Origin of the sequence: Paenibacillus sp. AN1007 (genome assembly GCF_040702995.1) — a bacterium.
In the GTDB taxonomy this organism is placed as follows: domain Bacteria; phylum Bacillota; class Bacilli; order Paenibacillales; family Paenibacillaceae; genus Paenibacillus.
Window position 1 is genome coordinate 3638437 of sequence record NZ_CP159992.1, and the last position, 11884, is coordinate 3650320.

Genomic DNA, 11884 nt, shown 5'->3' on the forward strand with positions numbered 1-11884 from the left:
CATCATGAAATCAAGTTATACCGCCCGGCCAGATCAGAACTGGCTTCGGGCACTGATGTTTACCATCTTCGGCTCAACCGCATTGGTGGTATCCTACTTCCAGCTCTACTTCAGTCACCTTGGCTTTAGTGCCGCCGAGATTGGTTATCTGTACGGCATTGGTCCACTCATCTCCGTGTTCTCCAATATGTTCTGGAGTATGGCCAGCGACAAATACAAAACGGTACGAAAAGTAATGATCATACTGCTTGGCGGTCAATTCATTACCGGTGTCCTGCTTGCCAATGCATCATCGTTTGGCGAAGTATTTGTTCTGGTGACCCTATTTTACTTTTTCTATTATCCAGTCTATCCGCTTTCCGATACGATGGCGATTACAACGGCAAACAAATACGGCCGCAACTTCACCTCTATTCGGGTGTTCGGTTCGATTGGGTACGCTTTTTTCGCACTCAGCATTGGTTATGTTCTTGGCTCGTTTGGCTCCCAATGGACGATGTGGATCTGCATCAGTCTTGCCGCTGTAACTTTACTGATCAGCTTTCAATTGCGGGATCAGCCGTCGGGAGGCGGCAGCAGAATGGAATTATCGGGATTGTGGGCCATTCTGAAGCGAAGAGATGTTCTTACCTTCTTCGCCTGTGTGTTTCTGCTCGCCATGGGACATCGAATGAACGAAGCATTTCTGACGATTACCCTGAAAGACTTGGGCGCCAGTGAAGGATTGATCGGCTGGTCCCTGCTCATCTCCTCTGTGAGTGAAATCCCGATATTTTTGCTCCTTAGCAAGTATGGAAACAAGTATAAAGAGCTTCCGCTTCTGGCTTTTGCAGCCCTTATGTATACGATTCGTTTACTGTTTATGTCCGTCTCGCATACCCCCACTGCGGTTGTTCTTATACAGACGATGCACAGCGTAACCTTCGGTATCTTCTACGTCACCGCAGTTCGTTATATCACCCGGCTGGTCCCGGACGATTACCGTGCAACAGGCATGGCTCTGTTCACCATTGTCTGGTCGAGCGCATCCGGACTTCTGAGCGGAACCTTGGGTGGATTACTGCTGGAGCATACTGGACGTCAGACGTTTTATCTTACAGCAATGGCTTTTGCCATGGCAGCCCTGATCGGGTTTGGTATCAAACTGCTGCGTACACTAACCCATCGTTCGTCCTAGGTTTGGAAAGCCAAAAAAAGCACAGTCTCCGTTATGGGGACTGTGCTTGTGTTTGTTATATTCAGCTATAATCGATCATTTATAAGAAGTCCGTGCAAAACGGAAAAATCTTACAATTTAGTTACGTTAGCTGCTTGAGGACCACGGTTTCCATCAGTGATTTCGAATTCTACCGCTTGACCTTCTTCCAATGTTTTGAAGCCGTCGCCTTGGATTGCGGAGAAATGTACGAATACGTCCTCGCCGCCTTCAACTGAAATAAAGCCATAGCCTTTTTCTGCGTTAAACCATTTAACTGTACCTTTCAAATGAACAACCTCCTAAAAATATCGCCATCTATGGCGAATAACCTCATTATACTGTATGGGCTTCCATTTTGCAATTTATCTTTTCCGTAAATGATGAAAAAATTTGCTTTGCATCACAGGGTACGGTATCATTTTACCAAAACCGTTAGTTTGGAGACTACCTATGATAAAAAAACACGAAATATACAAAACAGACAAGTGGAATATGATGACTGTAGAAGTGCAAGGAAAGTATCTCGTTCTGCGGGAAATTTCCGAAGAATGGGGCGAAGAATGCCACACCTTCCTCAGCCGCCCTGCGTTAATGCACTGGGCTGAGCGTCGCTTTCCAAAGGAGGATTTCGAGAATCGCGAAGAGGAATGGCGTGCGCTGATGGCAGCCTTCAAGGGAGTTTAATCGATGCAGCTTGATTCAGGCAATGTTGTTATCTTTATTATCCTTGCCTTCGCACTCGGTTTTTCGCTCATTCTGGGACGTAATTCTGTCCCGGATCGTCTAAGAAGGGGAATGGCTCTGATCGCTACGCTGCTCGTCTGCTTCGCCTTTTTTCTAATCGTATATTACCTTTATAACATGGGAGCCTGATACAAACACTGGACGTGTCTGTAAGCAAATCAAGGCACTCAAATATTTCGGCTGTGCCCAGGTCATACTATACGAAGTTATTGGGAATGAATTGTTCTGAGTTACTCGTATGGTAAGGAGGAAGGCCGTTGAAATATGTGAAATCGTTGTCCGTTCTACTGGCTATTAGTCTGATCCCTTCGTCTCCTGCCGCACAAGCACAGGAGACGAAGGCGGCTATGCCCATATTTTCTGCACATAATCAAAGGAGGATTCCCATGAGTAAACTATTAAAACGTTCCGAAGTGCCTGCCGAGCATACTTGGAAACTGGAAGATTTATTTGCCGATCAGAAGGCTTGGGATCAGGAATATGAAGAAGTATCTTCTATGACGAAAAAAGCCTCCGAGTTTCAAGGCAAACTTCATCAGCCCGAGGCCCTTAGAGCATGCTTTGAATACGAAGACGAGATCAGTCTGAAGCTTGAACGACTTTTTGTATATGCCCGTATGCATCAAGATGAAGACACAGCTAACCCTACATATCAAAGCCTGTCCCAAAAAGCCCAGAAACTGGGTGTACGGGTAGGTGAAGCCCTTTCCTTTGTAACACCCGAGATTCTTTCTTTGCCAGATGCAGAACTTGACACACTTATCCAAAATGAAAAGCTCGCCGCTTATACCTTCACGCTGGAAGAGATGAAACGGGAAAAAGCCCATGTGTTAAGTCAGGCTGAAGAAGCCCTGCTTGCACAGGTCGGGAATCTGTCCCAAGCTCCTCAGACGATCTTCAGTATGCTGAACAATGCAGATCTCAAGTTTCCTCGTATCCAGGATGAACATGGTAATGAAGTCGAACTGACACACGGCAGCTACATTCAGTTTTTGGAAAATCCAAACCGCGAGGTTCGCGAACGTGCGTTCAAAGCCGTATACGAAACCTACGCGAAGCAGAAAAACACCATTGCAGCAGCATTAAATGCCAATGTGACTAAAAACATGTTTTACGCTAACGTACGGAAATACCCTTCCGTGATGGAGATGTCCCTCTACGGTGACAATATCCCGACCGATGTATATACCAACTTGGTAGACACGATTCATGAGAGTCTCCCGCTTCTTCACCGTTATATGGATCTTCGCAAAAAGCTGCTCGGTGTAGATCAGCTGCATATGTATGATTTGTTCGCTCCACTTGTGGATGAATATAAAATGGACATCACATATGACGAGGCTAAAAAGACGGTGAAGGAAGGTTTGGCACCGCTCGGCAAAGATTACGCAGACGCACTTCAGTCCGGCTACGATAATCGCTGGATCGACGTGTACGAAAATGAAAATAAACGCTCCGGCGCATATGCCTGGGGTGCTTACGGCACTCACCCTTATGTGCTGCTTAACCATAAGGACAATCTGAACAGCATGTTTACCCTCGCACATGAGATGGGACACGCGCTCCATTCCTATTATTCAGATACAACACTTCCGTATCGGGATGCGCAGTACACCATTTTCCTGGCTGAAGTTGCTTCAACTACAAATGAGGCACTGCTTATGGATTACATGCTGAATAAGTCCACTGATCCGAAGGAAAAACTGTACCTGCTTACGTATTACGCAGACCAGTTCCGGACTACGGTATTCCGTCAGACCATGTTTGCCGAGTTCGAGAAAATTATTCATGAGCGCGCAGAACAGGGCGAAGCCCTTACACCGCAGCTCCTGTCTGAAATTTACTATGATTTGAACGTGCAGTACCATGGCAAAAATATGGTCGTGGACAAAGATATCGAGATGGAATGGGCGCGTATTCCCCACTTCTACAACAGCTTCTATGTGTACAAATATGCTACAGGTTTCTCGGCAGCAACCAGCTTCTCCAAACAGATTCTAGAGGAGGGGCAGCCGGCGGTGGATCGCTATCTCGGATTCCTGAAAAGCGGCGGCAGTGACTACTCCATCAACATTTTGAAAAAAGCAGGTGTGGATATGTCTACGCCGCAGCCTATTCGTGAAGCGATGAGTGTATTCAAGGAATTAATCGAGCAGATGGAACAGCTAACCAAATAGGGCTGTGATCTCCTGTAATTAATATCCCTTGCCCCGGGCGGGCAGGGGATTTTATAATCAAGCAAGATGCAGTCTGCCTGAAAAAGGGTAATGCATCCTAGTTCGCAATTGTTCAACAACAAGGAGGCAGCATCATGAAAATGCAATGGGCGCTGATTGCAGGTCTTGTTTTTGCACTGCTCACAGGTATTTTCGCAGTCATTAATGTAGATTCTGTTCAGGTTAATCTGCTGTTTAATACCGTTCGGGTTCCCTTAATTTTACTCATTCTGGGCTGTACATTGATTGGTGGAATTATCGTAGGCTCATACGGAATTTTCCGTCAGTACCGACTGCAGCGTGAGAATAAACGTCTGCATCTGCGTGTATCTGAACTTGAAGCTGCTGCAGCCAGCGCGGCCGCACCTGTTTCGTACACCGACATGGATGCTGTTGGTTCAAACGAACCTGGACAAGACAACGAGCTGCACAATGACTCCATTCAGAGTCAACCCAAAGGAAACACTACAGGTACGTTGTAGAGAAATTGGACACAGCCTGCTGGCGGATCAGAATGGACATGCATTCTACCCCAGGCAGGCTGTATTCTTTTGGAAAACGGCGCCTGCAGGACCAAGGAGGAATATAACGATGAGTTTTACCATTAATGAATCTTACGTTCTATCATTTTTGAAAACACTACTTGATACACCAAGTCCCAGCGGGTACACGCACCACATCATTGAGATGATCCGCAAAGAAGCTGAAGCCCTGAACATCTCCTGTGAACTGAACAACAAAGGCGGAGCTGTACTCACCCTGCCCGGCGAAGACCCTTCCAAGACCATTGCACTAAGTGCGCATGTAGACACGCTCGGTGCCATGGTACGGTCCATTACCTCTTCCGGTACGTTAAAGCTGACCTCTGTCGGTGGTTTTACGATGCACAGCATCGAGAATGAATACTGCTCCATTCACACGAGAGACGGCAAGGTGTACACGGGAACGATTCTTTCCCTGCATCCGTCCGTACACGTATATCCTGATGCTCGTACGTTTGAGCGCTCTGAAAATCACATGGAAGTTCGTATCGATGAAATGGTCGCTTCCAAAGAGGATGTGCTGAAGCTGGGCATCCGTGTCGGTGACTTTATCTCTTTTGATGCCCGGGCTGTCATTACACCAAGCGGGTATATCAAATCTCGCCATCTGGATGATAAAGCAAGCGTGGCTGCCCTGTTTGGTATTCTTGAATCCGCACATCGCGAAGGCTGGAAGCCTGTACATAACGTTTCACTGCTGATCTCAAACTATGAAGAAGTTGGACATGGGGCTGCCTATATTCCGGCAGAAATCAGTGAGATGATCGCCGTGGACATGGGTGCTATGGGAGATGACCTCAGCTGTAAAGAAACCGATGTATCCATATGTGCCAAAGACTCTTCCGGTCCTTATGATTACGATATGACCAGCCGACTTATTGAGCTGGCTGAGCAGGCTGGTATGGATTACGCTGTCGATATTTACCCTCAATATGGCTCAGACGGCAGTGCAGCTTTGCGTGGTGGTAACAACATTCGCGCGGCTTTGATTGGCCCTGGAGTCCATGCCTCCCATTCTATGGAGCGAACTCATCAAAATGCGGTCATGAATACAGCACGACTGCTTGCCGCATACATTACTACAAAGTAAGGTACTCAATTCAAAGGATAAAAGGACACATCTTCTTTGCACACGAACACCGTGTGTAAAAGGATGTGTCCTTTATTGTTGAGCCAGGAACGAAGCGGATGATCATCCGTCAGGCATGCTCAACATACTCATGATATTGACGTTCCTGAATTTCAAGACGTTTTTCGTGATCTGAAATTTCACGTCGAAGTACGTGTATCGTTTGACGAACCATACTAAGTCCATGTTTCACCTGTTTTTCGGCACTGCGAATTTTGTCCTGAACCATCCAATCCACGAAAAAGTTATCGAAGAAATAGTCGGCAAACGACAATAAACCACCCAGATTCAAATCCGCGCTGACTGCCATCTCTACATCTTCCAGCTCCTTCTGAAAACGCCGCAAACGTTTGCCCGCATCCATAATCGCTGCTTGAGCATCATCCATACGACTGCGCTTGATATGCGTCGATATTGCTCCTCCGCCCATCATGTCATAAATGCCCCAATTGCCTGCCGATTCCAAAGCTTTCTCTGCACGTTCAAGTGCGTACAGCAGATACTCGCCTTCTCGGAGAGCTTCATGAAGCTCCTGCATCTCACTCGCCAGATGTTCACGTTCTTCGGCCAGATGCTGCAGTTCCAGATCCTGCTTAAGCAAGAGCTGCTCTTTCCTGCCCCATAATACCTTATAGTCACTCTCCCAGAACTGATAATTGCGCTGTCTCTGAAGTTCCATCTCCACTTGTACCCGCTGTTCCTGTACATCCTGCAGCATACGGTAAGCCGTATCATACGCCGCCTTGCTCTCCAGCAGTTCGAGCTCTTCTTTCTCCAGTCGTTCGCTCTTTCTTCCGATCAGATCATAGAAAAAGGAGGCAAGACTCATGCCGTTCAGCCGATCAACATCATTCTGTTCCTTTTGCAGGGCAGCCCTGCACTGCTCCACTTTCTCTTCCCACTGCTGATCCTCTTCTTGAAGCTTATGAAGACGCTTCTTCCACTTCTCATAAATTCTGCCTTTCTCTTTAAGGACAGCAAGCTGCTCATTCATTTCTTTATTCATCAATACGGCGTTTCTCTCCCTTCGGTGGAACCGTTTATTAATACAACGTATTGAGTTTTGATTACGTTTCATATTTATTCCCTAATCCAGATGGCTCTTCCATATCTGAAACCAAAACGCCCTCTCTTCAAAGCAGCAGGCTGCCGCTTTGAAGAGAGGGCGATGTTATGGATTTCGTCTATATTCGAGTCAGGATTTACTCTGCTCAATCTGTTCTGCTAGCTCATTCAGTATGGTCCAGCGCTCCATCAATTCATCCAGATGACGCTCAGCCTCAGCCTGCTCCGCCATTAATTCCTGCAGTCGTGCCGAATCACTGAAGGCTTCTTCCATCTCCTTGTTGATTCGGGACAGATTCGCTTCGGCCTTCTCGATGTTTTCATCGATCTGATCATATTCACGCTGCTCCTTGAAGCTGAACTTCAATTTGGGTTTTGCGGGAACTGCTGCGGGAGCTTCAGAACTTTTCACGATGGACGATTTCTTGACAGATCCAGCACTGCTTTCCTGATTTCCAGCGGCATTTTTCAGCATCCATTCTGCGTATTCGCTGTAATCTCCGACATGTACACGGATCGCACCGTTCCCCTCAAATGCCAATACTTTGTCTACTGTCCGGTCCAGGAAGTACCGATCATGGGATACAACAAACACTACACCCGGAAAATCATCCAGATAGTCTTCAAGTACAGCAAGCGTCTGAATATCCAGATCATTCGTAGGCTCATCCAGCAGCAGCACATTCGGAGCCGCCATCAGAATTCGAAGCAGATACAGACGGCGTTTTTCTCCGCCAGACAGCCGGGCAATCGGCGTCCATTGTGCTGTCGGATTAAATAAAAAACGTTCAAGCATCTGCGATGCCGTAATGAGTGAACCATCTGCCGTTTTGACATTCTCAGCCACTTCCTTGATGTACTCGATTACACGCATCGTCTCATCCATCTCCTGATGCTCTTGTGTGAAGTAACCGAGGTTTACCGTTGGCCCCAACACAACCTCACCAGCGTCGGGCTGCAATCGTCCCGAAATCATCTGCAGTAAGGTAGACTTACCGCTGCCATTCGGGCCCACGATGCCCACCCGGTCGCCAGGGACTGCAATATAGCTGAGATCGTCGATCAGCTTGCGACCCTCGATCGATTTGGAGAGATTTTCAATCTCCAATATCTTCTTACCTAAACGTGTGGAACCAACAGACACTTCCAGCGAGCCAGAACGCTGAACCCCCTGCTGATCTCTGAGTTGTTCAAAGCGATCGATTCTCGCTTTTTGTTTGGTTGTCCGCGCTTTGGCGCCCCGGCGAATCCACGCAAGTTCGGTCCGAAGCAGGTTTTGGCGCTTTTGTTCCGACGCCGACTCCCGTTCTTCACGTTCAGCCTTTAGTTCCAGGAAACGCGTATAATTCGCTTCATACCGGAACAATCGTCCGTGATCCAGTTCCAGCATGACATTGGCAACCCGATCCAGGAAGTACCGGTCATGCGTAATCATCAGCAGTGCACCGCGGCGCTTCTGCAGGTACTGCTCCAGCCAAACAACGGAATCATTATCGATATGGTTCGTCGGCTCATCCAGAATGAGCAGTTCACAAGGATGAATCAACGCCGAAGCAAGTGCAACCCTTTTTCGCTGTCCACCTGACAAAGTGCCCATAAGCGCATCGAATTGCTGTATGCCCAGCTTGGATAATATACTCTTCGCTTCACTTTCCATCTGCCAGAGCTGGAGATGCTCCATCTGTTGGTTCAGATGCATCAGGCGTTCATTCAGCGAGTTGTCCGAAGGGTGTAATTCCAGCAGCTCCATCGTTTCCGTGTATTCGCGTACCGTTTTCATCTCGGCACTATCACCCTCAAACACCTGCTGCAGCACCGTATTGTTCGGATTGAATTCCGGATTCTGCGCCAAAAACTGCACTCGCACATCATTACCAATCGAGATTTGTCCCTCATCTGCGGGCTCCAAACCTGCTATAACTCGCAAAAACGTGGATTTCCCGGTACCGTTCACACCCACTACGCCGATTTTATCCTGATCCGCCATACCAAAGGAAGCATCCTTAAACAGGATTTTCTCGCCATAACTTTTTGCAATCTGTTCTACCGTCATTATATTCATTGCCCGTTACCCACACTTCTCTATTATTTGAAATGCTCTGTCTCGCGTCTCCTAACTGCTTATACTCGCAGAAAGGAACGACATCCGTCTAAAAACAACGCCGCCGCAAAAGCGATTCGTTTGTTCAGATCCTGCTCATTAAAATCCGGATTCAGCATGATATCCATCTTCAGCCGATCCAGAATACCGATATACGCTTCTGCCAGCAGCACAGGCTCTGGGACGCCTGCACTTTCAAGAACCTTACATACCATGCTCATATAGTCGTTCATAAAAGCTTTCATAAACTTCATCAAATCCGGATCATTGTTGGGTGCCATAAAAAACAACTTGGTATGATTGCGGCGTTCATAATAATAAGTAAGATGTGTCTTTGCTATGGCGCCAAGTTTGTCGCCCGTATTCTCATGTGATTGCAGCGCATAGTCCAGACGGCTGATAAAGCTGTTGCAGTCCCGTTTGGATACCGCGACAAACAATTGTTCCTTGCTTTTAAAATATAAATAAATCGTGCCCTTTGCAATGCCAGCCTCATCCGCAATATCGGACATTTTGGTTTCGTAGAAACCCTTCGACCCGAAAATGCCATAAGCCGCATCCAAAATAGCCTCCGATTTGTCTCCCTGTACCATATTCAACCTGTATTCCCTCCCTATAGCGCGAAAATGATGCCTAACCCTATGGCCGTACATCCGCCGATCACAGAACTCAGTACGTTGACCAGATCATTACTCATCCAGGACCAGCCTCGAACCTGTTTTGTTGGCTCACCACAGTGTTCATGAACTTCGACCTCTCGTCCGCATACGGTGCAGCGATACATCTTCTGCACGGATGCACCAAGATAGGAATCCGCGAAAGCACCTGCCAGCCCGCTGATCAACCCAACCAGAATCCAGCCGAACCAGCCTGATTGTTCTATTCCGCTAAACCATGTGAAGACAAACGCCCCCGTACCAATCACAGCACCACCCAAGGCCGCTGCGAAGCTCCCTAACAGTGAAACTCCACCCGAGGCTCCCGGAGTCAACACTTTCCATGTAAGTACAGAACGAGGCGGCTTGCGGCTGAGACTTCCAATCTCCGTTGCCCAGGTGTCTGAGGTGACCGTTCCCATTACTCCGATAAAAGCATACAACCACGCCGGATGTGGAATAAACCAGTTAGCCAAACATAACAGCATCCCTATGCCGCCATTAGCCATAACTTGACCGGCATCCCGATTACCTGTCTTGGCATAAGACTTTTCCATCTCCTGCTTCCGATCTTTGCGAAACCGGGAAAGCAGCGTTGACGTGATGAAAAATAACAAAAGCGTGCCAAACCAGAGCAGATTGCCTGCCCCGTAATATATCGTACCCATCAAGATGGCTGCGGCACATCCAGACAGGGTTAGCGATTTTTTTGCATAAGCGGCCCCGGCCACCAGCGAAGCGCATACAGCGCCAATTATCCAATCCATAAACTCTCCTCCATGTGACACTCATACCGTGCACATGACGTTTTATATTTTTGAAAGTTAATTATACCACGGTTTGAGGCCAATGCCGAAACTGAACATGCAGCCAGGCCAAACCTTATATACTTTTAAGCTTCGCTTCAGGTTCACGGGTTACAATAAAGTTAGCTCATACAACCAGAACAGCTGCGATTCAGTTCGTACACAACGATAGAAACGAGGAACATGACGATGAATATGAAGAGAGTTTTTATACTGGGCACAATGATGATTACGATGTCTTTTGCCGGGTCTGCGTGGAGCAAAACAACCATCTCTCCCATTCCCGAGCCCAAATGGTCCATTGTTGATCTGAATAACAGCAGAGAGAATGAGGGCGACGAACTGCTTGCTGCACTGAACCAAGCTTCAGAGGAGGAACTGAAGGAGAAACTGTATCAAGGACACTCACTGCGAACGATTGCGGAGAGCAGCGGCGGGAATTACGCCAAAGCCATTGCCATTCAGATCAAACAGCTCCAGGCACAGCTGGATGAACGTCTTGCCAGCGGAAGCATCAGTTCCGAGCAGCACGCCCTTCAGTCCATGGAAATCGCAGGACTCATTACAGCCAGTGCAGATAAAGCCTATATCTAAGCAAGCCTTGGCTGGAATTATTTTTGAAATTGAGATTTTTCAAGGCAGCGCAATGCAAAAAGGAGCGTATTCACGCCCCCTCCGCTCACGTTAATCGATCCTGATATGAGTTTTTGCTTAACCCCTTGCAGGCGCTCTCGTTAATGGGTTACTCCGCTGCCTTGATTGTACATGCCCCTATCGGTTCTGAGCCCCATGACAGTTCAAGCACATCTCCAACCTGTGCGGCACCCACACCCTCGGGCGTACCCGTGAAAATAATATCTCCCGGCCCCAGGCCATAATGATGACCTACATAATCCACGATGTCCTGAAGGCTGAAAATCATATTAACTATATTGCCACGCTGAACCTGAACACCGTTCTTCGTCAGAGTAAAGTCCTTTTCGAGCAGCGCTGCTGCTCCGGGAAATGTCTGAAAAGATGTGACGGGCGCAGCGTTTTTAAATCCTTTCGCAGCCGTCCACGGGTGCCCTTTTTTCTTAATCACCGTCTGTACATCTCGCAGCGTAAAATCAATACCGAACGCATACGCATCCACCAGCTCATCTACCTGCACTCCGGACTCATAGTCCCGACCAATACGAATCACCAATTCAGTCTCATAATGAACCTCACCCTTGTCAGCTGGCAGTTCCAATGCTTCTCCGTTCAGAGGCACAACAGCATGAGAAGGTTTCATAAAAATCATCGGTTCTTCCGGTACTGCATTGCCAAGCTCCTCGGCATGAAGTTTATAATTGCGTCCTACACAATATACATTGCGAATATTAGTCAACATAGATCTGCAACCACCTTTACTGGATTCAATGTTTCGTCTTGTGCTGCGCTTG

Annotated in this window: 13 protein-coding genes; 7 read left to right on the forward strand and 6 right to left on the reverse strand. The window is 47.6% G+C overall.

Going from position 1 to position 11884, the window contains the following annotated elements:
• The first annotated feature begins 4 nt into the window (after positions 1-4).
• Positions 5-1177 (forward strand): MFS transporter, encoded by a 1173-nt coding sequence (locus ABXS70_RS16090; protein WP_342555299.1) that lies wholly within the window; start codon positions 5-7, stop codon positions 1175-1177.
• Positions 1178-1287: 110 nt separating this feature from the next.
• Here ABXS70_RS16090 and ABXS70_RS16095 read toward each other — a convergent pair whose 3' ends face one another.
• Positions 1288-1485: a cold shock domain-containing protein gene (locus tag ABXS70_RS16095; protein ID WP_056700251.1), complete on the reverse strand. Its 198-nt coding sequence runs from the start codon at positions 1483-1485 to the stop codon at positions 1288-1290.
• Positions 1486-1648: 163 nt separating this feature from the next.
• On the opposite strand from ABXS70_RS16095, the gene ABXS70_RS16100 reads away from it, so the two are divergent.
• The 5 genes from ABXS70_RS16100 to ABXS70_RS16120 all read left to right on the forward strand — a co-directional run bounded on the left by ABXS70_RS16100 (position 1649) and on the right by ABXS70_RS16120 (position 5790).
• The gene (locus tag ABXS70_RS16100) at positions 1649-1882 is read left to right on the forward strand and encodes a hypothetical protein (protein WP_090924721.1); all 234 of its coding nucleotides are present in this window, start codon (positions 1649-1651) and stop codon (positions 1880-1882) included.
• Positions 1883-1885: 3 nt separating this feature from the next.
• The gene (locus ABXS70_RS16105) at positions 1886-2071 is read left to right on the forward strand and encodes a hypothetical protein (protein ID WP_342555298.1); all 186 of its coding nucleotides are present in this window, start codon (positions 1886-1888) and stop codon (positions 2069-2071) included.
• Positions 2072-2328: 257 nt separating this feature from the next.
• Positions 2329-4119: an oligoendopeptidase F gene (pepF, locus tag ABXS70_RS16110; protein WP_342555297.1), complete on the forward strand. Its 1791-nt coding sequence runs from the start codon at positions 2329-2331 to the stop codon at positions 4117-4119.
• Positions 4120-4253: 134 nt separating this feature from the next.
• Positions 4254-4640: a lipopolysaccharide assembly protein LapA domain-containing protein gene (locus ABXS70_RS16115; protein ID WP_366289133.1), complete on the forward strand. Its 387-nt coding sequence runs from the start codon at positions 4254-4256 to the stop codon at positions 4638-4640.
• Positions 4641-4749: 109 nt separating this feature from the next.
• Positions 4750-5790, forward strand: coding sequence for a M42 family metallopeptidase (locus ABXS70_RS16120; RefSeq protein WP_366289136.1), 1041 nt, complete (start codon positions 4750-4752; stop codon positions 5788-5790).
• Positions 5791-5899: 109 nt separating this feature from the next.
• Here ABXS70_RS16120 and ABXS70_RS16125 read toward each other — a convergent pair whose 3' ends face one another.
• The 4 genes from ABXS70_RS16125 to ABXS70_RS16140 all read right to left on the reverse strand — a co-directional run bounded on the left by ABXS70_RS16125 (position 5900) and on the right by ABXS70_RS16140 (position 10418).
• Entirely contained in the window at positions 5900-6838 is a 939-nt protein-coding gene (locus ABXS70_RS16125; protein WP_366289139.1) for a hypothetical protein, read from the reverse strand.
• Between the two features lie 186 nt (positions 6839-7024).
• A complete protein-coding gene (locus tag ABXS70_RS16130; protein ID WP_342555293.1) occupies positions 7025-8956 on the reverse strand; it encodes an ABC-F family ATP-binding cassette domain-containing protein in 1932 nt (643 codons plus the stop codon).
• A gap of 59 nt (positions 8957-9015) precedes the next feature.
• A complete protein-coding gene (locus ABXS70_RS16135; protein ID WP_342555292.1) occupies positions 9016-9594 on the reverse strand; it encodes a TetR/AcrR family transcriptional regulator in 579 nt (192 codons plus the stop codon).
• A 14-nt stretch (positions 9595-9608) separates the two neighbouring features.
• Positions 9609-10418 carry a DUF92 domain-containing protein gene (locus ABXS70_RS16140; protein WP_366289143.1) on the reverse strand — a complete coding sequence of 270 codons (810 nt, stop codon included), beginning with the start codon at positions 10416-10418 and terminating at the stop codon, positions 9609-9611.
• Positions 10419-10646: 228 nt separating this feature from the next.
• On the opposite strand from ABXS70_RS16140, the gene ABXS70_RS16145 reads away from it, so the two are divergent.
• On the forward strand, positions 10647-11051 hold the full coding sequence (locus ABXS70_RS16145) for a hypothetical protein (RefSeq protein WP_366289146.1): 405 nt from the start codon (positions 10647-10649) through the stop codon (positions 11049-11051).
• Positions 11052-11199: 148 nt separating this feature from the next.
• Here the strand turns inward: ABXS70_RS16145 and ABXS70_RS16150 are convergent, their stop codons facing one another.
• The gene (locus ABXS70_RS16150; protein WP_342555289.1) at positions 11200-11832 is read right to left on the reverse strand and encodes a fumarylacetoacetate hydrolase family protein; all 633 of its coding nucleotides are present in this window, start codon (positions 11830-11832) and stop codon (positions 11200-11202) included.
• Between the last annotated feature and the right edge of the window lie 52 nt (positions 11833-11884).

What these genes read in the sequence shown, in the direction of transcription:
- ABXS70_RS16150 (WP_342555289.1), bottom strand. Translation starts at nt 11,832, where the DNA reads ATGTTGACTAATATTCGCAATGTATATTGTGTAGGACGCAATTATAAA.
- ABXS70_RS16090 (WP_342555299.1), top strand. Translation starts at nt 5, where the DNA reads ATGAAATCAAGTTATACCGCCCGGCCAGATCAGAACTGGCTTCGGGCA.
- ABXS70_RS16100 (WP_090924721.1), top strand. Translation starts at nt 1,649, where the DNA reads ATGATAAAAAAACACGAAATATACAAAACAGACAAGTGGAATATGATG.
- ABXS70_RS16145 (WP_366289146.1), top strand. Translation starts at nt 10,647, where the DNA reads ATGAATATGAAGAGAGTTTTTATACTGGGCACAATGATGATTACGATG.
- ABXS70_RS16105 (WP_342555298.1), top strand. Translation starts at nt 1,886, where the DNA reads ATGCAGCTTGATTCAGGCAATGTTGTTATCTTTATTATCCTTGCCTTC.
- ABXS70_RS16140 (WP_366289143.1), bottom strand. Translation starts at nt 10,418, where the DNA reads ATGGATTGGATAATTGGCGCTGTATGCGCTTCGCTGGTGGCCGGGGCC.
- ABXS70_RS16120 (WP_366289136.1), top strand. Translation starts at nt 4,750, where the DNA reads ATGAGTTTTACCATTAATGAATCTTACGTTCTATCATTTTTGAAAACA.
- pepF (WP_342555297.1), top strand. Translation starts at nt 2,329, where the DNA reads ATGAGTAAACTATTAAAACGTTCCGAAGTGCCTGCCGAGCATACTTGG.
- ABXS70_RS16115 (WP_366289133.1), top strand. Translation starts at nt 4,254, where the DNA reads ATGAAAATGCAATGGGCGCTGATTGCAGGTCTTGTTTTTGCACTGCTC.
- ABXS70_RS16130 (WP_342555293.1), bottom strand. Translation starts at nt 8,956, where the DNA reads ATGAATATAATGACGGTAGAACAGATTGCAAAAAGTTATGGCGAGAAA.